23 protein-coding genes are annotated in these 20,605 nt (G+C 64.6%); 14 read left to right on the forward strand and 9 right to left on the reverse strand.

What is annotated here, in order from left to right:
• The first annotated feature begins 3 nt into the window (after window positions 1-3).
• The 10 genes from ACWTV3_RS08595 (at window position 4) to ACWTV3_RS08640 (ending at window position 8,546) form a co-directional block, all read left to right on the forward strand.
• Window positions 4-1,317 carry a protoporphyrinogen/coproporphyrinogen oxidase gene (locus tag ACWTV3_RS08595; RefSeq protein WP_498477770.1) on the forward strand — a complete coding sequence of 438 codons (1,314 nt, stop codon included), beginning with the start codon at window positions 4-6 and terminating at the stop codon, window positions 1,315-1,317.
• A gap of 57 nt (window positions 1,318-1,374) precedes the next feature.
• Complete coding sequence (gene hemQ / locus ACWTV3_RS08600) at window positions 1,375-2,055, forward strand: hydrogen peroxide-dependent heme synthase (RefSeq protein ID WP_498477771.1); 681 nt, start codon at window positions 1,375-1,377, stop codon at window positions 2,053-2,055.
• Window positions 2,052-3,221 carry a ferrochelatase gene (locus ACWTV3_RS08605; protein ID WP_498477772.1) on the forward strand — a complete coding sequence of 390 codons (1,170 nt, stop codon included), beginning with the start codon at window positions 2,052-2,054 and terminating at the stop codon, window positions 3,219-3,221. Before hemQ ends, ACWTV3_RS08605 begins: the two co-directional genes overlap by 4 nt.
• Window positions 3,218-4,132, forward strand: a complete 915-nt coding sequence (gene hemC / locus ACWTV3_RS08610) for a hydroxymethylbilane synthase (protein WP_498477773.1) — start codon at window positions 3,218-3,220, stop codon at window positions 4,130-4,132. Before ACWTV3_RS08605 ends, hemC begins: the two co-directional genes overlap by 4 nt.
• On the forward strand, window positions 4,129-5,124 hold the full coding sequence (hemB, locus tag ACWTV3_RS08615; protein WP_498477774.1) for a porphobilinogen synthase: 996 nt from the start codon (window positions 4,129-4,131) through the stop codon (window positions 5,122-5,124). The genes hemC and hemB overlap by 4 nt, the downstream gene beginning before the upstream one ends.
• Window positions 5,121-6,509, forward strand: coding sequence for a glutamate-1-semialdehyde 2,1-aminomutase (hemL, locus tag ACWTV3_RS08620; protein ID WP_498477775.1), 1,389 nt, complete (start codon window positions 5,121-5,123; stop codon window positions 6,507-6,509). Before hemB ends, hemL begins: the two co-directional genes overlap by 4 nt.
• 176 nt (window positions 6,510-6,685) lie before the next feature.
• A complete protein-coding gene (locus ACWTV3_RS08625; RefSeq protein WP_498477776.1) occupies window positions 6,686-7,075 on the forward strand; it encodes a YtxH domain-containing protein in 390 nt (129 codons plus the stop codon).
• 8 nt (window positions 7,076-7,083) lie between these two features.
• Window positions 7,084-7,512 carry a phage holin family protein gene (locus tag ACWTV3_RS08630; protein WP_100387720.1) on the forward strand — a complete coding sequence of 143 codons (429 nt, stop codon included), beginning with the start codon at window positions 7,084-7,086 and terminating at the stop codon, window positions 7,510-7,512.
• A gap of 11 nt (window positions 7,513-7,523) precedes the next feature.
• Window positions 7,524-7,751 (forward strand): DUF3618 domain-containing protein, encoded by a 228-nt coding sequence (locus ACWTV3_RS08635; RefSeq protein WP_498477777.1) that lies wholly within the window; start codon window positions 7,524-7,526, stop codon window positions 7,749-7,751.
• A 42-nt stretch (window positions 7,752-7,793) separates the two neighbouring features.
• Window positions 7,794-8,546: a uroporphyrinogen-III synthase gene (locus ACWTV3_RS08640; protein ID WP_498477778.1), complete on the forward strand. Its 753-nt coding sequence runs from the start codon at window positions 7,794-7,796 to the stop codon at window positions 8,544-8,546.
• A 60-nt stretch (window positions 8,547-8,606) separates the two neighbouring features.
• Here the strand turns inward: ACWTV3_RS08640 and ACWTV3_RS08645 are convergent, their stop codons facing one another.
• The 6 genes from ACWTV3_RS08645 to ACWTV3_RS08670 form a co-directional block, all read right to left on the reverse strand.
• Window positions 8,607-9,014 (reverse strand): DUF1304 domain-containing protein, encoded by a 408-nt coding sequence (locus ACWTV3_RS08645; protein ID WP_498477779.1) that lies wholly within the window; start codon window positions 9,012-9,014, stop codon window positions 8,607-8,609.
• A 28-nt stretch (window positions 9,015-9,042) separates the two neighbouring features.
• The gene (locus ACWTV3_RS08650) at window positions 9,043-10,032 is read right to left on the reverse strand and encodes an MDR family oxidoreductase (RefSeq protein ID WP_498477780.1); all 990 of its coding nucleotides are present in this window, start codon (window positions 10,030-10,032) and stop codon (window positions 9,043-9,045) included.
• Window positions 10,033-10,150: 118 nt separating this feature from the next.
• Window positions 10,151-11,176, reverse strand: coding sequence for a 6-phosphofructokinase (locus ACWTV3_RS08655; protein ID WP_498477781.1), 1,026 nt, complete (start codon window positions 11,174-11,176; stop codon window positions 10,151-10,153).
• A gap of 67 nt (window positions 11,177-11,243) precedes the next feature.
• Window positions 11,244-12,131: an oxygen-dependent tRNA uridine(34) hydroxylase TrhO gene (trhO, locus tag ACWTV3_RS08660; RefSeq protein ID WP_498477782.1), complete on the reverse strand. Its 888-nt coding sequence runs from the start codon at window positions 12,129-12,131 to the stop codon at window positions 11,244-11,246.
• 9 nt (window positions 12,132-12,140) lie between these two features.
• Window positions 12,141-12,533, reverse strand: coding sequence for a hypothetical protein (locus tag ACWTV3_RS08665; RefSeq protein ID WP_498477783.1), 393 nt, complete (start codon window positions 12,531-12,533; stop codon window positions 12,141-12,143).
• 13 nt (window positions 12,534-12,546) lie between these two features.
• Entirely contained in the window at window positions 12,547-12,996 is a 450-nt protein-coding gene (locus tag ACWTV3_RS08670; RefSeq protein WP_498477784.1) for a hypothetical protein, read from the reverse strand.
• 42 nt (window positions 12,997-13,038) lie between these two features.
• On the opposite strand from ACWTV3_RS08670, the gene ACWTV3_RS08675 reads away from it, so the two are divergent.
• Window positions 13,039-13,974, forward strand: a complete 936-nt coding sequence (locus ACWTV3_RS08675; protein ID WP_498477785.1) for a DNA-3-methyladenine glycosylase family protein — start codon at window positions 13,039-13,041, stop codon at window positions 13,972-13,974.
• 121 nt (window positions 13,975-14,095) lie between these two features.
• On the forward strand, window positions 14,096-15,826 hold the full coding sequence (locus tag ACWTV3_RS08680; RefSeq protein WP_498477786.1) for an exo-alpha-sialidase: 1,731 nt from the start codon (window positions 14,096-14,098) through the stop codon (window positions 15,824-15,826).
• 33 nt (window positions 15,827-15,859) lie between these two features.
• Here the strand turns inward: ACWTV3_RS08680 and ACWTV3_RS08685 are convergent, their stop codons facing one another.
• The 3 genes from ACWTV3_RS08685 to ACWTV3_RS08695 all read right to left on the reverse strand — a co-directional run bounded on the left by ACWTV3_RS08685 (window position 15,860) and on the right by ACWTV3_RS08695 (window position 19,214).
• The gene (locus ACWTV3_RS08685; protein ID WP_498477787.1) at window positions 15,860-17,275 is read right to left on the reverse strand and encodes an ADP-ribosylglycohydrolase family protein; all 1,416 of its coding nucleotides are present in this window, start codon (window positions 17,273-17,275) and stop codon (window positions 15,860-15,862) included.
• Between the two features lie 71 nt (window positions 17,276-17,346).
• Window positions 17,347-18,252, reverse strand: coding sequence for a hypothetical protein (locus tag ACWTV3_RS08690; RefSeq protein ID WP_498477788.1), 906 nt, complete (start codon window positions 18,250-18,252; stop codon window positions 17,347-17,349).
• Complete coding sequence (locus tag ACWTV3_RS08695; protein ID WP_498477789.1) at window positions 18,249-19,214, reverse strand: ARPP-1 family domain-containing protein; 966 nt, start codon at window positions 19,212-19,214, stop codon at window positions 18,249-18,251. The genes ACWTV3_RS08690 and ACWTV3_RS08695 overlap by 4 nt, the downstream gene beginning before the upstream one ends.
• 88 nt (window positions 19,215-19,302) lie before the next feature.
• Here ACWTV3_RS08695 and ACWTV3_RS08700 point away from each other — a divergent pair, with 88 nt between their 5' ends.
• Window positions 19,303-20,025 (forward strand): NUDIX hydrolase, encoded by a 723-nt coding sequence (locus ACWTV3_RS08700; protein WP_498477790.1) that lies wholly within the window; start codon window positions 19,303-19,305, stop codon window positions 20,023-20,025.
• A gap of 62 nt (window positions 20,026-20,087) precedes the next feature.
• Window positions 20,088-20,582 (forward strand): DUF1643 domain-containing protein, encoded by a 495-nt coding sequence (locus tag ACWTV3_RS08705; protein WP_498477791.1) that lies wholly within the window; start codon window positions 20,088-20,090, stop codon window positions 20,580-20,582.
• The last annotated feature ends 23 nt before the right edge of the window (window positions 20,583-20,605 follow it).

The following is a 20,605-nucleotide window of genomic DNA, read 5'->3' on the forward strand; positions in this document are numbered from 1 at the left end:
GCCGTGAGCACGACAGAATTCACCGTCGTTGGCGGCGGCATCGCCGGACTCGTTGTGGCGCGTCGCCTCGCAATGGCGGGGCGAACCGTGCGTCTTATTGAGGCGAGCGATCATCTCGGCGGCACCGTGGCATCCCACCTCGTCGGCGGCCTCAATCTGGATGCCGGAGCCGAAAGCTTCGCCACCCGCGGCAATACTGTTGCCGACCTCGCTCGCGAGCTGGGCCTGGGCGATGACATCGTGTCTCCGGGTGACGAGGGTGCGTGGCTGCAGCCCGTGGATGGCCCGGCCCTGCCATTGCCCGCCACCGGCATTCTCGGCATCCCGGCGACGCCGCTCGACAAAGACACCATCGCAGTAATCGGTTTAGGCGGCGCTTTTCGCGCTCAACTCGATTCACTCATTCCGTGGTTCGGCAAGCGCACTGACGTGTCTCTCGGGGCGCTTGTGCGTCGCCGCATGGGCAAGGCCGTCGTGGAGAAGCTCGTCGCTCCCGTCGTGCACGGCGTGTACTCGCTGCACCCCAACGACTTGCCGCTCGAGCGCGTGGCCACCCTCAAGGAGCGCCTCGCCCTGCACGGTTCGCTGGCGGCAGCGGTGCGTTCGATGCGCCACGCGATGCCGGCCGGAACCGCGGTTCAGGGCATCCGGGGTGGCATCAACCGCTTGGTTGCCGAGCTCGCGGCCGACCTCACGACGTACGGCGTCATCGTCGAGTTCGAGCGCCGCATCGAGAGTGCTGAGGCGCTCGCCGACCTCGACGGCACGGTCATCGTGGCTGCTCCCGGCATCCTCGCGCCGGTTCGTGGTCGCACGGTCACGCTCGCGACTCTCGTGCTCGATGCGCCGGAGTTGGATGCCGAACCACGCGGCTCGGGAGTGCTCGTCGCGCCCGGCTGCACAAAGGTTTCCGCTCGCGCGCTTACGCACGCGACGGCCAAGTGGCAGTGGCTCAAGGAGCAGGCAGAGGCCCGTCACGTGGTGCGCCTCTCGTACAACGAAGAGCCCGCCGGTGACCTGGCCGAGGTTGCTCGCCGCGATGCCGAAGTTCTCTTGGGCGTCTCGCTTCCCGCAGAAGCGGTCATCGATTTCGCTCGTCGGGAGTGGACTCGCCCCGCACCGTTGGCCCCGGCTGAACGCACGGATGGCGTGGTCGTCGTGGGCGAAACCGTCGGGGGCACCGGGTTGGCGGGCATTGTCACGCACGCGAACGCTGCGGCGGATCGGCTGTTGGCGCTCGCGGCCGATGGTCCCGCTGACGACGAGGCTGCCGCGGCCGGCGACGAGCCGAGCCAGGCAGCCAACGAGGTAAGCTAGTTAGGTTCACCTAACTCACAGGTATTCTCCCAGTTTGCCCAGAAGGCAAGGGAGAGAATGGAAGACATGACTGACGTCGAGAAGCCCGCCGAAGTTTTGGGATACACCCTCTGGGCGGTGTTCCGTCGCGATCCGCACCGTCCCGCTGGGCCGGGCGATCTCGCTCCCGCCGTTGCGGCGGTCGAAGCTCGTGGAGTCACCGTTCGTGGCTTCTACGACGTGTCGGGAATGCGTGCCGATGCCGACCTCATGGTCTGGCTGCACGGCAACAATCCCGAAGACATCCAGTGGGCCCTGCGTGAACTCCGCCGCAGCGAACCCCTCGCGGCGCTGCTTCCCACGTGGAACGCCATGGGTGTGCACCGCGACGCCGAGTTCTCGAAGAGCCACATGCCCGCGTTCATGCGCGGCAAGGAGCCCGAAGCCTGGCTCACCATTTACCCCTTCGTGCGCAGCTACGAGTGGTACATCCTGCCCGAAGCGGAGCGAAGCAAGATGCTTCGCGACCACGGCATTAAGGGCTCCGAGATGCCGCAGGTTCTCGCCAACACCGTTGCCAGCTTTGCGCTCGGCGACTACGAGTGGATGCTCGCGCTCGAAGCTCCCGAACTCGTTGACCTTGTCGACCTCATGCGTCACTTGCGCCAGACGGATGCGCGAATGCACGTGCGCGAAGAGGTGCCGTTCTACACGGGCCGACGCATCACGCTCGACGAGATTGCGGAGGTGCTGTCGTGACTCGCATTCTGGGAGCAACGGATGCCGCAGCATCCGGCCCCGAACACGTGGAAGAAGCGGTGGCCTACGACGCCATTCTGCTCGCAAGCTTTGGCGGCCCCGAGGGCCAAGACGACGTCATCCCGTTCCTGCGCAACGTCACGCGCGGCCGCGGCATCCCCGAAGAACGCCTCGAAGAGGTCGCGCACCACTACCGCGCCTTCGGTGGCGTCAGCCCCATCAACGACCAGAACCGCGAACTGAAGGCCGCTCTCGAAGCAGAGCTTGCTCGCCGCGGTATCGACCTTCCGGTCATTTGGGGAAACCGCAACTGGAACCCCTACTTGAGTGATGCGCTCACCGAAGCCAACGAACGTGGCTACAAGAAGCTCATCGCCGTGGGTACGAGCGCCTACAGCTCGTACTCCAGCTGCCGTCAGTATCGCGAAGACTACGCGATCGCGCTCGAGCAGACCGGTCTCGAAGGCACGATCCAGATCGACAAGGTTCGCCAGTTCTTCGATCACCCCGGTTTCGTTCAGCCGTTCATCGACGGTGTTCGCGACGGCCTCGCGAAGGTAGCGGCTCAGGGCATCGCGCCCGAGAAGACGCACGTACTCTTCGCCACTCACTCCATCCCCTCGACGGATGCCGCCAAGAGCGGCCCCGAGTCGCGCGGCTTCGGCGAGGGTGGCGCGTACGCCGCGCAGCACCTCGCTGTCTCCGAAGTTGTCATGGCGGCGCAGGCTGTCGATTCGCCCGAGGCTCCGCTTCCGGCCCACAGCCTCGTGTACCAATCACGCAGTGGCCCGCCCTCGATGCCGTGGCTCGAGCCCGACATCAACGATGCGATTGACGCGCTCGCCGCCGACGGCATTGAAGCGGTCGTTATTGTTCCGGTCGGCTTCATCTCCGACCACATGGAAGTGAAGTGGGATCTCGACACGGAGGCGCTCGAAACTGCGGGAGGGCACAACATGTTTGCCGTCCGCGTTCCGACGCCTGGCGTGCATCCGGCGTTCGTCACGGGTCTTGTTGACCTCGTGTTGGAGCGCCGGGACGGAGTGCCGGTGGCAGATCGCCCCGCACTGACCAAGCTCGGCCCCTGGTACGACGTGTGTCGTCCCGGGTGCTGTGAGAATGTGCGGCTCGGCTTTAAGCCCGCAGCCGCGGGGGTAGCACCGTGACCGTCATCCGAATCGGCACGCGAGGAAGCACTCTCGCCATGGCGCAGACCACCACGGTGGCACGCCAGCTCGAAAGCAAGACCGGCGTTGAGACGGAGATCATCCCGATCTCCACTCAGGGCGACCGTTCCACCGAATCGCTCTCCACTATCGGTGGCCAGGGTGTGTTCGCGAACGCGCTTCGCGAAGCACTGCTTGCCGGTGAGTGCGACGTTGTCGTTCACTCGCTGAAAGACTTGCCGACCGCCAATGTGCCCGGCCTCACGATTGCGGCGGTGCCTAAGCGCGCCGACGAGCGCGACGTGCTGTGTGCTCGCGACGAGATGACGCTCGACACTCTTCCGGCGGGCGCTCGCGTCGGCACCGGTTCGCCGCGTCGTCAAGCGCAACTGCGTTCGCGACGCCCCGACCTTGAAGTTGTCGATATTCGCGGCAACATCGATTCGCGTCTCGACAAGGTGACGAACGGTGAGCTGGATGCCGTCATCCTCGCCGCCGCCGGCCTTGCCCGCGCTGGTCGTGCCGCTGCCATTACCGAGTACCTCGGTATCTCGGGCTGGCCCACTGCGCCCGGTCAAGGTGCACTCGCCATCGAAGTTCGCGACGGCGACGAGAAGCTCGTCAAGGTTCTCGACCACAAGCCCAGCCGCACCAAGACTGAGGCCGAACGCTACGTTCTCGCTTTCCTCGACGCCGGATGCTCGGCTCCCCTGGGAGCGCACGCCGTGATCGACGACGGCCTCATCTTCTTGGATGCGCGGGTCTATGCCCTCGATGGCTCCCGTTACCTCACCAGCTCGCACGCGCTGTACGTCAACGATGTCGAGGACCCGGCGCGCGAGGCAGCCCAGCGGGTCGCCGACGAACTTCTGTCGCAGGGCGCCGGGGACCTCACGGGAGCGCGGGCGTGATCATCCGCCCCCGCCGTTTGCGGTCGAGCCCGGCGATGCGTCGATTGGTCGCCGAAAACCGCACTCACCCCGGCCAGCTCATCTTGCCGATGTTCGTACGCGAAGGTTTGAGCGAACCGGTGCCGATTAGTTCGATGCCGGGCGTGCAGCAGCATTCGCTCGACTCGATGCGCCGTGCGATTGCCGAAGCGGCCGAGCTCGGTATTGGTGGCGTCATGCTGTTCGGTGTTCCTGAGCACAAGGATGCCGAGGGCTCGGGCGCGATTGACCCGAACGGAATCCTCAACGTCGCCACCCGCGCGGCCGTCGAAGAGGCCGGGGACGCCCTCGTGGTGCAAACCGACCTCTGCCTCGACGAATTCACTGATCACGGTCACTGCGGGGTGCTGCGCGAGCGCACTCACCCTGTCACTAGCGTGACTGAGCTCGTCGTCGACAACGACGCCTCGCTTGAGCGCTATCGCAAAATGGGAGTTGCGCAGGCCGAAGCAGGCTCGCAACTGCTCGGCCTCAGCGGCATGATGGACGGCCAAGTCGCCGAAGTGCGCGATGCTCTCGACACCGCCGGCCACACCGACACCCCCTTGCTCGGTTACGCCGCCAAATACGCCTCGGCGTTTTACGGCCCGTTCCGCGAAGCCGTGCAGTCCTCGCTCGAGGGCGACCGCCGTGCGTACCAACAGAACCCGGCCAACCGCCGCGAAGGCATCCGCGAAGTCAAACTCGACATCGACGAAGGCGCCGACGTCGTGATGGTCAAGCCCGCCATGAGCTTTCTCGACGTGCTAGCCGACGCCAGCGCCATCAGCAGCGTGCCGGTGTGGGCGTACCAAGTCTCCGGCGAATACGCGATGATCGAGGCCGCCGCCGCCAACGGCTGGATCGACCGCCGCCGCGCTATCGAAGAATCAGTACTCAGCATCCAGAGGGCAGGCGCCGAAGCGGTGCTCACCTACTACGCAACAGAACTTGCAGAATGGCTACGCCGATGAGCACTAGTACCAGCACCAGCACCAGCAGCAGCGCCACTACCAACCAGCAGTCGTTCGACCGCGCTCGCGGCGTGCTGCCGGGCGGCGTGAACTCGCCCGTGCGTGCCTTCGGTTCCGTCGGCGGAACGCCTCGCTTCTACGTGAAGGCCTCCGGATCGTATGTGACGGATGTTGAGGGCCGGTCGTACATCGACCTCGTCAACTCCTGGGGCCCCGCCATTCTCGGCCACGCTCATCCTGAAGTGATCGACGCCGTGCAGCAGGCGGCATCGCGCGGCCTCGGCTTTGGAGCATCCACTCCCGCCGAGACCGAACTCGCCGAACTCGTGCGGGCCCGCATTAGCGTCGGGGGAGTCAGCCCGATCGAGCGCTTGCGCCTCGTCTCCACCGGCACCGAAGCGACCATGACGGCCATCCGTCTGGCTCGCGGTGCCACCGGTCGTCGCCTGCTCGTGAAGTTTGCCGGGCACTACCACGGTCACTCCGACGGGCTTCTGGCCGAAGCCGGTTCTGGCCTCGCGACGCTCTCGATGCCTGGCTCTGCCGGTGTCACCGCCGAGACCGCAGCGCAAACGCTCGTGATCGAGTACAACAACGTTGCCGCTCTTGAGCAGGTGTTCGCCGAACACGGCCACGACATCGCCGGCGTCATCTTCGAAGCCGCCGCCGCGAACATGGGTGTTCTCGCCCCGCAGCCCGGCTTCAACGAAACCATCGTGCGCATCGCCCACGAGCACGGCGCCCTCGCCATCAGCGACGAAGTTCTCACCGGCTTCCGGGTTGACCCCGCCGGCTACTGGGGCTTGGATGCTCGCGCCGCAGCCGCCGCCACCCCCGATGCCCCCGAGGCGCGCTGGGTTCCCGACCTCTTCACCTTCGGCAAGGTCATTGGTGGCGGGATGCCGTTGGCCGCTCTGGGCGGTTCGGCTCGCATCATGGAGTTGCTAGCTCCCCTCGGCCCCGTCTATCAAGCAGGTACCCTGAGCGGAAACCCCGTTGCCGTCGCCGCGGGCCTCGCTACGCTGCGGCTCGCCGACGACGCCGTGTATTCCCGGCTCAACCAGGTTGCTGAAACGCTCTCTACCGAAACCTCGGCCGCGCTCTCTGCCGAGGGAGTCGAGCACGTCGTGCAGCACGCGGGCAACCTGTTCTCGTTCGTGTTCGCGCCCGAAGCGCCGCTGAACTTTGCCGACGTGAAGGCGCAGCAGGGCTACCGTTACGCGCCCTTCTTCCACTCCATGTTGGAGTCGGGCGTCTCGCTACCTCCGAGTGTGTTCGAGGCGTGGTTCGTTTCGGCTGCCCACGACGATGGCGTGGTGGCGAAGATTGTCGAAGCACTGCCTGCCGCCGCTAAGGCTGCTGCCGCAGCATCCGCCCCCGAATAGGTAAACGGCGGATGACACCCAACTGCAAACTCTGTGTGAGTTCGGGCGCTAGGGCTATGCCTATCTGAGAATATGCTCCAAACTGGCTACTTGCGATACCAGAAAACCCTGACCACGGGCTGCAGCTATCGCGAGTATGTTGGAATAACCAACCGCCAATAGAAACGGAGTTCGCCATGAAGGGCAAGATCCTCCTAGTAGTAGGACTCGGCATCGGCTACGTGCTCGGAACCCGCGCAGGCCGTGAAAAGTACGAGAAGATCAAGGCCACGGCTGGCAAGCTGTGGAACGATCCGCGCATCGCGCAGCAGCGTCACAACGCTGAAGACTTTGTGAAAGACAAGGCCCCGGATGTCGCGGAATTCCTCGCAGACGGCGCCAAGAAGGTCGTCAAGCAGGTTGCGAGCAGCAAGAGCAACACCAGCAAGAGCAGCACCAGCGACTCTTCCTCCAGCAGCACCGCGTCGAAGTCGTCGACGTCCTCGAGCAGCTCCTCCAAGAAGAAGCCTGCCGCCAAGAAGTCTTCGTCCTCGGCATCAACGACGAAGTCCACTAACTCGAAGTAGGGGCTGCCATGAACGGTGACACACCGAAGTCAGACCCGCAGCGCGAACCGAAGCGTTCGCTCGCTGCACTCATCGCTGACGTTCCCCGCCTTCTGGGCGAGCTCGTTCGCGGTGAAATCGAATCGCTCAAGAGCGAGATGGTGGGCAAGCTCAAGAACGCCGGCATCGGCATTGGGCTGTTTGCGGGAGCTGCGTTCTTCGCACTCTTCGCTCTCATGGTTCTCATCGCTGCAGCAGTGCTTGGCTTTGCTGAAGTAGTTCCGGCGTGGGCGGCAGCGCTCATTGTTGCCGGCATTCTGCTGGTCATCGTGGCAATTCTGGTTTTGGTGGGCGTCGCGCTCGTCAAAAAGGGAACGCCACCAGCGCCCACCGAGACGATCGAAAGTATTAAGAGCGACGTTCGTGCCATCAAAGGCACCCGAAAGCCGAGGTCATAATGTCTGAAGATATGAGCATCAAAACCAACGACAAGCTCGAACAGGCTCGCGAAGAGCTCGAAGCAACGCTTGACGCGATCGAAGATAAGTTCAACGTCGGCAAGCGCGTTGACGAGGTCGCAACCCGCGTTCGCAGCTCGTACGAGACCAATCCGCTCCCGTGGATTATTGGCGCTGCAGCCGCCGCAGTCTCGGTTGTTGCCGTAGTTGCGTGGGCAATTCTGAGCGACGACGACTAGCTCGATTAGCGTCTTACTCCCCAACAGGGGGAGTATAGGAACATGGCAAGCAAAGCACTCGATGGTTTGCGCGTGCTCGTTCCCCGCGGAGGCAATTGGGGCGACAGCGTCGCAGCGTTGCTGAGGGACCACTCAGCAATTCCCGTTATCGCACCCCTCATCAACTTCGCACCCTCGGAGAACGTTCCCGCGCTCGCTAACGCGTTCCACGAACTCAATGATGGGCAGTTCGATTGGATCGCCGTCACGAGCGCAACCACCGTTGATGTTTTGATGGTGAGCGGCGTAAAGATCCCCGAGAACACGAAGATCGCGGCCGTGGGTGAGACCACGGCTAGTGCCCTGACTCTTGCCGGGCATCGGGTCGACTTCGTGCCGGAGCTCGATAACTCCGGTCGCGGTCTGGTCAAGGAGTGGCCGGATGCCGGCCCCGGCTTGCGAGTGCTCGCACCCCAGTCGAGCCTGGCTGACACCACGCTGGTTGATGGCTTGGGCGCTCTCGGCCATGAGGTCGTTGCCGTCTCGGCGTACCGCACTGTCGGTATCCCCGTTGCCGACAAGGTGCGGGAGGACGTTGCATCCGGTCGCATCTCAGCGATCCTGGTGAGTTCCGGCTCAGTCGCCCGTCAGGTCGCCGAACAATTGGCGCCCTTGCCCGAGGACACGATTGTGGCCTGTATTGGGCCGCGCACAGCTTTCGATGCTCGGGATGCCGGACTCACGGTTCATGTCATTGCCGAGGACCGCTCGAGCCAGTCGCTCGTCGATACCCTCGCGGAGTACCTCGGCCGCTAGCGGAGTGGTGAGTTCCGCGAGCAGCCTCGGTTCGCGTTGTTTAGTTCGGAGAGCGGCTGGTTAGCCGATGTTGAGCGCCAGTACGAGAAAGATAATTCCGAGCAGCGGCGGGGCGCCCTGAATGATGGCGGGTCGAGCCATCTGCTTGGGCTGTGACGTGATCAAGACCACGGCGGCGAGCAGCATACTGAGCGCTGCGAACAGCGCGAGGGCGATTCCGGCTGGCCACATGCTCACGGTGCCCATGAGTACGAGGCCGGTGCCGGCGCCGAGAGCGAGAAAGACGTTATAGAAGCCTTGGTTATAGGCCCACGGCTTTACGGCATCCACGTCTTGAGCGCGCACGCTAAAGATCTGCTGCACGCGAGGCGTGTGGAACAGCACGCTCTCCATGAAGAAAATCATGAGGTGCACGAGAGCGGCAAGAAAGATAAAAGCTGATCCAAGAATGGCGAAGAGACTGTTCATGCTCGAAAGTCTGGCACAGGCGCGATCGTTAGCCGCGCACGTCGACAACCGTGCGACCGCGGATGCGGCCCGCCATGATGTCCGAGCCCGCTGCAATCGTGTTGCTCAGTCCGATCGTGGAGGTTGTCGATTCGAGGCTACCGAGGTCAAGATCTCGTTCGAGCCGGCTCCACGCTTCGAGCCGCAGCTTCCGCGGGGTGAAGACGGAGTTGATGCCGACGAGGCTCACTCCGCGCAGAATGAAGGGCATCACGCTCGTGTGCAGTTCGCTCGACTGCGCGTTGCCGCAGGCGGTCACCGTGCCGCCGTATTCGGTCGCGGCGATCGCGGAGGCCAGAGTTGTGCCACCGACGGCGTCGATCGCGCCAGCCCAGCGCTGCTTCATCAGCGCTTTCGGTTCCGCGCTGAGTTCGGCGCGGTCAATGATTGTGGTGGCGCCGAGCTGACGTAGGTAGTCGTGTTCGCTTTCGCGACCCGTGGATGCCGTAACGCTGTAGCCGAGCTTGTTCAGCAGGGCGATTGCCACGGAGCCGACTCCGCCCGCAGCGCCGGTCACGAGCACCTCGCCGGAGACTCCGCCGCGCTCGATTGCGAGTACCGAGAGCATCGCGGTGAACCCGGCGGTGCCGATCGCAGCCGCCTGATGGTTATTGATGCCCGCGGGCACAGGGACAACCCAATCCCCGGGAACGCGCGCCCGTTCGGCGAAACCACCATGGTGGGTTTCACTGAGGCCGCAGCCGTTCACTAGGACGCGCTGACCAGCGGTAAAGCGTTCATCGCTCGACTCGGCGACGACGCCGACAAGGTCGATACCGGCAATGAGGTGGGGCGCGCGAACAATGCCAGGCTTGCCGGTGAGGGCGATGCCGTCTTTGTAGTTAAGGCTGGAGAACTCGACGTCGATCGTGACGTCGCCTGGCATCAGGATGCTGTCATCCAACTGCTCAGAAAGCTCGACGTGTGCCGGAGCTTTCGGGTCGGACTCGTTCTTGACTACTTCGATTCCACGCCACATACCGTCAGCCTAGAACCGCAGGCTGAGTTCTGGCTCAGGCGCGAGGGCGGTGGTGCGCGAACAAGACAGCGCGAGTGCGCAGGCCTAGGCCCGCGTCACTCGCGCTGGATGAATAGTTTTAGCCGAAGAGGATCGCAGCTTCGTCGTAGCGCGACTGCGGCACCGTGTTTAGCTTGCCGAGGGCATCTTCGAACGCCACGTTGGTGATCTCGGTTCCCCGTAGGGAGACCATGCGACCCCAACGGCCGTGGATGACCGCGTCAACGGCTGCGAGGCCGTAGCGCGTTGCGAGAACGCGGTCGTAGGCGCTGGGAGTTCCACCGCGCTGGATGTGACCCAGGGTGGTCGAACGCGTCTCGAGGCCCGTGAGGGCTTCGATTTCGGGAGCCAACTGGTCGCCGATGCCGCCGAGGCGAGGGCGACCGAACGCGTCGAGTCCACGCTCGGAGTGCGCGTCATCCATCGTGTCGAGCGTGAAGCCTTCGGCCACAACGACGAGGGGAGCGCGGCCGCGGTCGCGAGCAGAATTTACCCACTCCACGATCTGCGCCATCGACGTCTTCTGTTCGGGGATGAGGATCGCGTGCGCGCCGGCAGCCATGCCCGAGTGGAGCGCGATCCAGCCGACGTGGCGACCCATAACCTCGGCGACCATGCAGCGGCCGTGCGAGTCACCGGTGGTGCGCAGGCGGTCCATGGCATCGGTTGCGATCTGCGTGGCAGTGTCGAAGCCGAACGTATAGTCGGTGGCCGAAAGGTCGTTGTCTACCGTCTTGGGAACGCCGACGATCTTGATGCCGGCATCCGTCAACCGCTTGGCGGCGGCGAGGGTCCCTTCGCCACCGATGGCGATGAGGGAGTCAACGCCGAGGCGCTCCATGTTTTCGCGAACCGTCTCGGCGCCGTTGGTGCCTTCGAAGGGGTTCGTGCGCGAGGTGCCCAGAATGGTGCCACCCTGCTTGGAGATGCCCTGGATGTCTTTGCGCTCGAGGGGCATGGCATCGCCTTCAACGACACCGCGCCAGCCGTCGCGGAAACCGACGAACTCTTTGTTGTAGACCTGGGTGCCCTTGAGCACCACGCCGCGAATAACCGCGTTCAACCCGGGGCAGTCGCCACCGCTGGTCAGGATTCCAATCTTCATGAACCCATCATGGCGCATTCATCTAGGCCCGAAAGCCACGAAAACCAGAAAATGTTAACTTCGGGCGTTATTTAACAGGGGAGAGGCTGGCGATCGGATGCTCGGAGCAGGCCGTGGTCGCTGCGTGCTCGTCGCACACCACGAACTGTTCGCGGCAGGCCTTGTTGTGGCAGTTCTCGATGCGCTTAGTGGCAGTGCCGCACTGGTAGCACTCGCCAATTGCTTGCGTATCGGCCGTGAAGTCGATGGCCATGCGCTTGTCGAAGACGTACAGCGAACCATTCCACAGACCGGAGTCGCCGTACTTCTCGCCGTAGCGAACGATGCCACCGTCGAGTTGGTAGACCTCGCCGAATCCGCGACTGCGCATAAGGGAGGAGAGCACTTCGCAGCGGATGCCGCCCGTGCAGTAGGTGACAACGGGCGTGTTCTTGAGGTGGTCGTACTTGCCACTGTCGAGTTCGGCGACGAAGTCGCGGGTGGTGTCGACATCCGGAACGATCGCATCGGTGAATTTGCCGATCGCCGCCTCGATGGGGTTGCGACCGTCAAAGAAGGTGACGTCTTTGCGAGCCACGAGTTCGTGGAGCTCTTCGGGGCTGAGCTTCGTGCCGCCGCCCACCACGCCGTTCTCATCGACTTGCAGCTCGCCGGGAGCTCCGAAGCTGACGATCTCGTCGCGCACCTTCACGCTGAGGCGCGGGAAGTCGTTGCCTTCGCCCTCGCTCCATTTGAAGTCGATGTTCTTGAACGCCGGATACTCCCGCGTCTTGCGCACGTAGCGCTTCACATCCTTGAGTTCCCCGCCGACGGTGCCATTCATGCCATCTTTGGAGAGGATGATGCGGCCGCCGAGCCCGAGGGACTCACAGAGGTCGCGCTGCCACAGCCGCACAGCCTCCGGATCGGCCAGCGGCGTGAACACGTAGAAGAGAAGGATCTTAGGAACAGCCACAGGGCAAGTTTACGGCTGTTGGGTGGGGGAGTCGCTCTCGGTGGCGGCGAGCTCGGCCTGGAGAAAGAGCATCCATTCGTCGTACACGTCGTAGGGGCGCAGAAAGACACGCCCGATGGTTTGGGCGAGAGTGCGACCGGAGTCGGGGAGTAGCCGGTGCCAGAGCATCCCGCGCACTACTGTCGAGGCGAGCATGAAGCTGAGGGCGTAGGTGATGAGGGTGACCAGAGCCTGCTGGCCGGCTGCTTCGACGGGCTGAAGGAGGAGTGTGGCCATCGCGCCGGCGAAGCCAAGGAGGATCGCGGCGACGTGGGAGAGGCGCCGCGGGGCCGGTACGTGCACCTTGGCGTAGACGGCTCCAATGAGCAGGCCGCCGATGATCGCGCCGATAAAGAGAAGCATGAGCGCAGTTTAGTCAGCGGTCAGTGGGCGACTCGGGGTCTGTCTGGTCGCCGCCGATTGGTTGACGTTGTGCGCGACCGTCGTAGTCCCACGTTGCCCGTAGTGTTTCGCGGTCGGCGAGCATCGCGGCGTATTGCTGCCGCAGATAGGGGGAGCCCGAGAAATTACGCCAGACGAATTGCCAGTAGCTAAGACCCGCCTCGGGGAAGCAATCTGCCCACAGCTTGGCCGAATACAGACTGGAGGCGGCGATGAACGTGATCAGAAAAGCAGCCATGCCAGCAAGGTTGAGCCACGCCGGGGTGACGACATTGTTGGGCGGAATGTTCGGCCACACGATCAGCCCCATTATGAGTACTGCTCCGCCGATGAAAGGCAACACTCGTAGCCGCGGCACCGTCGCGAGTGCTTGGTAAATGCCGAGGCTTGCACCGCTGAGAGTCATAATCGCGAACCACATCATGAGAGAAACTCTACGTCAGGGGTAGCGCGTAATCTAGGGCTCATGACCTTCGCGCTCGCAGCCGCCGAGCCGGTGCGCATGCGTTTCGCGCCCGGGCGGCCCGTTGATGTTCGCGCGACGCTGCGACCGCTCAAGCGCGGTGTCGGTGACCCGACCATGAAGGTGGATGCCACGGGCACCTGGCGCACGATGCTCACGCCGCACGGCCCCGCAACTTTGCGTCTCGTGCAGCACCAGTCGCATGTGGAATGCACCGCCTGGGGCGCCGGAGCCGAGTGGGCCATCGAGAGCGTTCCCGAGCTGCTGGGGGAGGGCGACGACTGGAGTGACTTCGATATTTCGGCGCTTCCGTTCGCGGCTGAGGCCCAGCGGCAGAACCCTGGCCTGCGGCTCACTCGTACCAAGCTCGTGTTCGAGGCGCTCGTGATGGCCATTCTTGAACAGAAAGTCACCGGCATCGAAGCGAAGCGCGGGTGGCGCATCCTCGTCACCAAGCATGGTTCGCCGGCGCCCGGGCCAGCCCCGGCCGGGATGCGCGTGGTGCCGACGCCGCAGGGCTGGGCGCGGATCCCGTCGTGGGAGTGGCACCGCGCGGGAGTCGGGCCGCAGCGCTCGGCGACCGTGATGCGCGCGACGCAAGTAGCGGCATCCCTCGAGCGCACGGCCGACTGGGGTCGTGGCGGGCCGCGCATCGAGGCCGCGCTGCGATCAGTCGTGGGCGTTGGCGTGTGGACAGCCGCCGAAACTATGCAGCGCTCCCATGCCGACCCCGACAGCCCCAGCGTCGGCGATTACCATCTCGCTGCCGTCGTCGGCTGGGCCCTGATTGGCGAACCCGTCGACGATGAGCGGATGCTCGAACTGCTCGAGCCCTGGCGCGGCCACCGGCAACGCGTCGTGCGACTCATCACGGCATCCGGTTTTCGCAAGCCAGCGTTTGGGCCACGGATGACGATTCAGGATCACCGCTCGCATTAAGGTGACGGAGGGCGTGTGAGGGGCCGGTAGCGGGCCCCAAAAGGGCCTCGGCGAATGCGCGGCAGGCCGTTTACTGACATTCTTGATGGAGACATCATGCTCAACCCGGAAGTCTCATCACATGAAGCTCAAAGTTATCGGTGCGCTCGCTCTGAGCGGCGCTCTCCTCTTTACCGGCATTGCGCCGGCAAACGCGAGCGCTATTGACGGTTGGTCGACCCCGGTAGATGTTTCTATCGTTGCGACGGAAGCCGTGCCGCCGCAGATTGTGGTGGCACCGGATGACACTGTGGTCGCCGTGTGGCTTCGCACCGACGGTGCGAATGACATCGCTCAGTCGAGCGCGTCATCCGATGGCGGAGTGACGTGGTCTGCCCCGGTGAACCTGTCGGCTGCAGGCAACGACGCCGACGGGGTAAGGATCACCGCTGCGCCTAACAACACTGTCACGGCGATCTGGGACCGCTCCGATGGCAGCGACACCATCGTTCAGTCCAGCAGCTCCACTGATGGCGGTGCCACTTGGTCCACTCCAGTCGACATTTCGGCAGCGGGCCAGCCTGCCGACATGCCGGAGATTAGCGCGGCATCAGACAATTCGCTCACCGCGCTGTGGCGCCGCAGTAACGGCACCCGCATTGTCATTCAGTCGAGTACGTCGCTGGATGGGGGAGCAACGTGGTCGACCCCGGTTGATCTTTCCGATGCTTCGCGCAACTCGACAACTCCGAATATCGTTATTGCGCCGGATAACACCCGTGCTGCTCTCTGGCAGTACGCCGGCGGCGGCAACCAGGTTATTCGGTCCAGTATTTCGACCGATAACGGCGCGACGTGGTCCGTTCCGGTTGATGTCTCTGCCACAGGCCAAAACCCCAACACTCCACAAATTGCTGCCGCCCCCGACAGCTCATTGACCGCAGTGTGGGAGCGAAGCGATGGCAGCAACATCATCGCTCAAACGAGCACGTCCCTTGATGGGGGTGTGACGTGGTCAACTGCGGCGAACCTCTCTGCTGCCGGCGGCGATACCGAACAAGTGCAGATTACGATTTCTGCAAACGGCGTCCGCACTGCCCTCTGGCAGCGCGATAATGGCTCGAACCGGATTGTTCAAGTGAGCACCTCTGCCGACAACGGTGTGACGTGGTCGACCCCGACGGATATTTCGGCCGTGGGAGGAGATTCTCGACAGCCGCAAGCTGCTGCTGCTCCCGACAACACCCTGGTTGTGGTGTGGAACCGCAACAACGGCAGTGACCGCGTTCTTCAGGCAAGCTACTCGATCGATCAGGGCGTGACGTGGTCAACTCCCGCCGACATCTCGGCAGCGGGCGGCAACGTAGCGCTGCCACAAGTTGCTGCAACATCCGCCAGCAACTTTGTCGCGGCTTGGGCTTTCGACACGGGGCCCTCCGAAACTATCCAGGCGTCGTTCAGTCTCGTTGCGCCAGTGATCACCTCGGCAACACCGCCGGCACCGGTGCTCGACGAGGCGTATTCGTTCCAGCTGACGGCGACCGGGGTGACCACGCCGACGTTCGCGGTCAGCTCGGGCGCTTTGCCCGCTGGTTTGACGCTGTCGGCTGCTGGGCTTCTTTCCGGTACTCCTACCGCTGCGGGGGAGTTCACGTTTACGGTGACTGCCAGTAACGGCACTCTGCCGGATGCCACTGCTACTTACACGGTGACAGCTTTGGCGGCGTCCGAGCCCGCAGCGGGCGAGCCGATCGAGCTGTTGCCCCCCACAGGACAATCCCTCCCCTGGCCACTCATCATTGGTGGCGGAGTCGCGCTGCTGCTCGGTGCCGGGCTCATGTTGGTTTCGCGGCTGCGAAACGCGAACAAGTAGGGGTGCGGCAGTTCGGCTAGGGGAGACCGATCGTCAACCGGATGCTCTCTGAGTTGGGACCAAGCTAGCGTCGGCAAGCGCCGCCCGAAATGCCCCGTTCGGGCGTGCGTTCGGCAGCGCCGCGCGCACTTCAGCCAGCGCGGTGTCGATCGGCAGCCCGAGGTGCCGCGCGGCATAGAGCGCAGCGACGGTGGGGGTGCGGCTGTGCGCCTGCACGCAGTGGAGCAGCACAGTGTGGCCTTCGGCGCGCAGGGCGGCCACGGCATCCGCTGCATCGGCGAGCACGAAGAGCAGGTTCGGGTTTTCGGAGGGCGTTGACTTGTCGATCAGGCGCACCTCGACACGGTGGCGGATGCGGGCCGGCACCTGTTTGGAGCCGATGCGGCAGAGCGAGACCACGGCATCCACTTCGGGCGGAAGTGCGTCGAGCGCGCCGACTGCTCCGAGCCAGACGCCGGCGTCGTGCGGATGCCGCACGAGCGTCGATATGTCGCCTAACTCGGTGTAGTCAATGCGTTCGGGCGCCGGCTCGCCCCGCACGACCTCGGTGGAGAGGCGCACCAGGTCGAGGCTCGTGAGGTTTGGCCAGCCGTGCACGATGCGCTGCCAGGCGGCGGGGATCGCGGAGAGTCCCCAGCGGGCGCCGACGAGACCGCCCGCGATCGCGGCAACGGTGTCGGTGTCGCGGCCACCCCGCACTGCACGCTCGAGGGCGTCGACGAGGCTCTCGCCGTTGACGATCGCCGACCACGCGGCCTGCAGCGCTTCCACAACCCAGCCGTTTTTGGTGAAGTCGCGGGGCTGCCGGGTCTCGGCGTCCGCGATGAACGCGGCCCAGCGGGCGGCGCGGTCGGGGGCGAGGGCTGAGAGCCCGACCCGAACATCCGCCTCGCCGGTGAGGATAGCGTGACGGATGGCGAGGCTCCAGAGCACGCAGGCGTCGCCGGCATCCTCATCGAAGTGGGTGAGGTCGCTGATCGCGCGGGCCGCCTCGGCGAGCCCCTTCTCGTCGCCGAGGTAGGCGAGCGCGACCGGGGCGGTGCGCATGAGCGAGCCGTTTCCGCCGCTGCGACCGCGAGCGTCATGCACGCGGCGGGCGGATGCTCGGGCGGCGCTCGCGGTAGGTTCGATGCCGCGCAGCACTCCGCTGGTCTGCACCCCGACATCCGGAGCCGTTGTGGCCCAGTTGACCCAGGCCGCGACGATTTCGTCGAGCACAGCCTCGTCGCGCAGGTCGCGACCGGTGGCCGCCGCGCGCAGGATGGGCACGGCCATGGAGGTGTCGTCGGTCCATTCGCCGGGCGCCCAGCCGAAGCCGCCGCCACCTTTCATGACGACCTCGCCCTCGAAGGGAGGCCCGAATTCGTAGCCGGCGCCGAGAGCATCGCCGCAGGCCATCGCGAGCATCACGCCGGTGGCGCGGTCAGTTTGTGCACTAGAAAGTTTCATGGGGTCTCCGTGGTGTCGGATGCTGCATTGTCAAGAGGTGAGTCGTACGGCTGGGATTCAGCGGCAGTGCTTCACTCGGGTGTCGCCTGCAGCAGCTGCCGGGCGCTGAAGTACTTGTTCGACAACCGCACCTGAAGGTCGTAGTCGAGTTTGCGAAAACGCCACTCGGCGAGGTTGTCATCAATGTCTGCAAGCTTGACCGCGAGAGCGATCGGATGGTGGCGGATGCCTTCGTAATAGTCGGCGTCGGCGACATCCGCTCGCCTGGTCAGCAGCACGACGGCCTCCACTATCTCGGGCAGCATCCCGGCCTTCAGCAGGTCAGTGGCGGTGATGTCGGTGTCTTCGATCACATCGTGCAGCCAGGCGGCGCAGTGCTCGACCGGCTGGTTCAGCCAATCGAAGCTCTCGGCGACGCGGGCAGGGTGATCGATGTAGTCGTAGCCGAGCTTGTCGGTCTGCCCGCGGTGGGCGATCGACGCAATGCCGACGGCGATGCCGTGCTGCACCATGGCATCCACTTCGGTCATGAGCATGTCGTCGGTGTCGGTGTCGGTGTCGCTCTCGCGATCGTCTTCGAGGCCGGCTGCGTCGGTCGCGTCGGTTGTGTTGCTCATCTTTTCGCCTTCCGGGCTGCGCTTCTTTTGATACATCTCGTCATCGGGATCCCGACCGAAGTAGGCGTCGAGAAAGCTTCCGCCACCCGGCTCTGCGTCGACGGCTCCGGGGTTTAGTCGCTCGATGTCGTCTCGGCTGGTCTCGGCAAAGTGGGTGTCATCATCGTCACGGTAGTACTCGAACCCGGAGAGGTAGATCTCTTCCCAGTCATTCGTTTGCCACATGAAGTAGCGGCGCTCGCCGTCGAGGGTGATGCCGGTGAAGGTGCCGACGTGCAGAAAGCCGGTGTCGGTGAAGCGGGTGTAGAAACGTTGCGGTTCGGGGATGGGGCGTTCTCGGGCGGGGGTTGGTTCGCTCATGCGTTCTCCAATAGGGGGTGCGCGTCGTCAAACGCGGTGAGGTGGATGATGCTGGCTGTTGGTGCGCTGGTGCTGGTGTGCATGCTGGTGTGCGCGTTTGTGTGTACGATTCCGGATGCCCGCAGTCGGCCCTGTTGTGACCGTACTGCGCGAGCGAGCCCCGCGTCTCCGCCGTCTTCGAGGGTCACGCCCTGCAGGTGACGGGTGAAGACGCGGGCATCGTGGGCGGTGGTGCGGCGGCGTGGGGCGAGCTGGGCGTCCAGGGCGGCGGCGGCGAGGATGCCCTGCCACCGGCTGCGCAGCCCCGCGGTGTTGCCGAAGAGTTCTGCTCCCATCACGCGGCCGCCGATGCCGATGATGACGCCGCGCTGGCCGTCGAGTGGGCGGGCTTCGAGCTGGCGGGCGTGGAGTGGCGCGGAACGGTCGAGATGATCGAGCATCGACGAACTCGCCGTAGCGCCGAGAGTGTTCTCGAAGCGGCTGATGCGCCGCCACACTTCTGACTGCTGGCTTCCGCCGCGCTCGCCGTCGCCGCCCCCTGCGTTACCGCGCCGCACGCTGAGCGCACTGCGGCGGCCGCTGGCCTCGTGGGCGGCGTGGCTCTCTCCAGAGCGTGCGCCCCAACGCCCGGCTTCGACGCAGAACACTTCGGCGACTCGTGCCTCGAAGGGGTCGAGCAGAAGGCTGCGGGCGAGCATCCGATCCTGCCAACCGCCTTTGAGGAGGTCGCCTTCGAGGGCGACGACGGGGCGGGCGGTGCTGTTGTGCAGCACGAGTTCGCCAACGACGGGGGAACCCTCGCGTTCAGCGGTGCGGATGCTGCTGGCCTTCCAGTCGAGGCCGGTGACGCGGGGCGAGTCGACCCAGAGGGGGAAGACGCTGAGGGCGCCGTAGTGGCTGCCGTGGCCGACGTGGAGCTGGGGGAGTGGTCTGTTCTGGTGGCGATGGATCTCTCTGTTCATGATGCCTCCGATAGTTAGCGCACTGTTGCGCAAATTCAGAGTATGACACCCCACCGACATTTAGCGCGAATCTGCGATAATCGTCTGTATGGAGATCTACCGCGACTCACACGACCGGGCCCTGACCGACTACCCGCGCCCCTCCGTCGCCGTCGACACCGCGGTGCTTACGGTTCCGCCGGCCGGCGAGCTCAGCGTGCTGCTGGTGCGCGCGGGTGCTGGCGTCAGTGCCGACGCTGGCTCTGGTGCTGGGACTGGCTCTGGCGCGCGTACTGGCGCCACCTGGCGCCTGCCGGGCACCTTCTTGCACGAGGGCGAGTTGCTGGCGGATGCCGTGCTGCGCTCCCTGCGCACCAAGGCCGGAGTCTCGGGCTTGTCGCCCCGCCAGGTCCATGTCTTCGATGATCCCGCCCGCGACAATCGCGGCTGGGTGCTTTCGGTCGCCCACCTCGATGTCGTGCCCTGGCCGAGTCTCACGATCGACGAGTCCCTCGCGAAGGTGGTGCCGGTGGCGGATGCTGGAGCCCTCCCGTATGGCCACAACGACATCCTCGACCAGGCGGTGGCCACCCTCCGCTCACGCTACGCGTCAGCCCCCGACCCGGCCCGCCTGCTGGAGCACCCCTTCACCCTCCGCCAACTGCAGCACCTGCACGAAACCATCGCCGGCGAACCCCTCATGCGCGACAGCTTCCGCCGCGCCATGGAGCCGCAGCTCGCGGCGACAGGCGAGCTCGCCGCCGGCACGGTGGGGAAGCCTGCGCGGCTATTTGCTCGGGCTGGATGCCCTGTCATCGCGGACTCGCTCTAAAAACGGCACCTCGGGCCGTCGGGAGAGTCTTGGATGCAGAGAGCGGGTAAGTTAGCTCAACGATGGAACGCAGCGATGAGGATCAAAAAACCAACCTCCTTGTAGTTTTATCGAACCCCCCAACGACGAGTGGGGTTCGCACGCTCCAGCGCGTGGAGCTGGCTCGAGAGACATTGGGTTATTCTGCGGTGCAGATTGCCAACTTGTTTTCCATCCCGACCTACCGCACCGGGGGTATCTCAAGCGTTGGGGCTGTCGCGGGCGGCTGGTTGGCCGCACGCGCGGGCCTCTCTGCTGCTCTGTCTAAGGCTGACGCGGTAGTTCTGGCTTACGGTTGCCAGGAGCCGTCGGGTGAGGCTCGACTCCACTTTCGGGACCAGCTCTCGTGGCTCGAAGCTGAAATCGAGGCTCAAGGCGTTCGCACTTGGATGCTGGAGGGCCGACCCCGTCACCCGTCACGCTGGCACCGACACACCCATGTCGTCTATCCCGACCTGCCGTTCGCGGAGGCCCTAGTTCGAGTGCTCCTGCCGGTAGGAGACGTCCGGGGAGCTTGATCGCGGAGACCAGAGCCAGTGAA

The sequence above is a fragment of the Salinibacterium sp. AL4.1 genome, assembly GCF_059767305.1.

Excerpts from the sequence above, each read along its gene's own strand:
- ACWTV3_RS08665 (WP_498477783.1), bottom strand. The coding sequence starts at position 12,533 with ATGCTTCTCTTTATCGGCGCGATCATCGGCGGCCTGCTCATTGGAGCC.
- ACWTV3_RS08645 (WP_498477779.1), bottom strand. The coding sequence starts at position 9,014 with ATGAACAGTCTCTTCGCCATTCTTGGATCAGCTTTTATCTTTCTTGCC.
- ACWTV3_RS08685 (WP_498477787.1), bottom strand. The coding sequence starts at position 17,275 with ATGAAACTTTCTAGTGCACAAACTGACCGCGCCACCGGCGTGATGCTC.
- ACWTV3_RS08635 (WP_498477777.1), top strand. The coding sequence starts at position 7,524 with ATGAGCATCAAAACCAACGACAAGCTCGAACAGGCTCGCGAAGAGCTC.
- ACWTV3_RS08670 (WP_498477784.1), bottom strand. The coding sequence starts at position 12,996 with ATGATGTGGTTCGCGATTATGACTCTCAGCGGTGCAAGCCTCGGCATT.
- ACWTV3_RS08680 (WP_498477786.1), top strand. The coding sequence starts at position 14,096 with ATGAAGCTCAAAGTTATCGGTGCGCTCGCTCTGAGCGGCGCTCTCCTC.
- ACWTV3_RS08625 (WP_498477776.1), top strand. The coding sequence starts at position 6,686 with ATGAAGGGCAAGATCCTCCTAGTAGTAGGACTCGGCATCGGCTACGTG.
- ACWTV3_RS08640 (WP_498477778.1), top strand. The coding sequence starts at position 7,794 with ATGGCAAGCAAAGCACTCGATGGTTTGCGCGTGCTCGTTCCCCGCGGA.
- ACWTV3_RS08650 (WP_498477780.1), bottom strand. The coding sequence starts at position 10,032 with ATGTGGCGTGGAATCGAAGTAGTCAAGAACGAGTCCGACCCGAAAGCT.
- hemQ (WP_498477771.1), top strand. The coding sequence starts at position 1,375 with ATGGAAGACATGACTGACGTCGAGAAGCCCGCCGAAGTTTTGGGATAC.
- ACWTV3_RS08675 (WP_498477785.1), top strand. The coding sequence starts at position 13,039 with ATGACCTTCGCGCTCGCAGCCGCCGAGCCGGTGCGCATGCGTTTCGCG.
- hemL (WP_498477775.1), top strand. The coding sequence starts at position 5,121 with ATGAGCACTAGTACCAGCACCAGCACCAGCAGCAGCGCCACTACCAAC.
- ACWTV3_RS08655 (WP_498477781.1), bottom strand. The coding sequence starts at position 11,176 with ATGAAGATTGGAATCCTGACCAGCGGTGGCGACTGCCCCGGGTTGAAC.
- ACWTV3_RS08695 (WP_498477789.1), bottom strand. The coding sequence starts at position 19,214 with ATGAACAGAGAGATCCATCGCCACCAGAACAGACCACTCCCCCAGCTC.
- ACWTV3_RS08690 (WP_498477788.1), bottom strand. The coding sequence starts at position 18,252 with ATGAGCGAACCAACCCCCGCCCGAGAACGCCCCATCCCCGAACCGCAA.
- ACWTV3_RS08705 (WP_498477791.1), top strand. The coding sequence starts at position 20,088 with ATGGAACGCAGCGATGAGGATCAAAAAACCAACCTCCTTGTAGTTTTA.
- ACWTV3_RS08700 (WP_498477790.1), top strand. The coding sequence starts at position 19,303 with ATGGAGATCTACCGCGACTCACACGACCGGGCCCTGACCGACTACCCG.
- ACWTV3_RS08630 (WP_100387720.1), top strand. The coding sequence starts at position 7,084 with ATGAACGGTGACACACCGAAGTCAGACCCGCAGCGCGAACCGAAGCGT.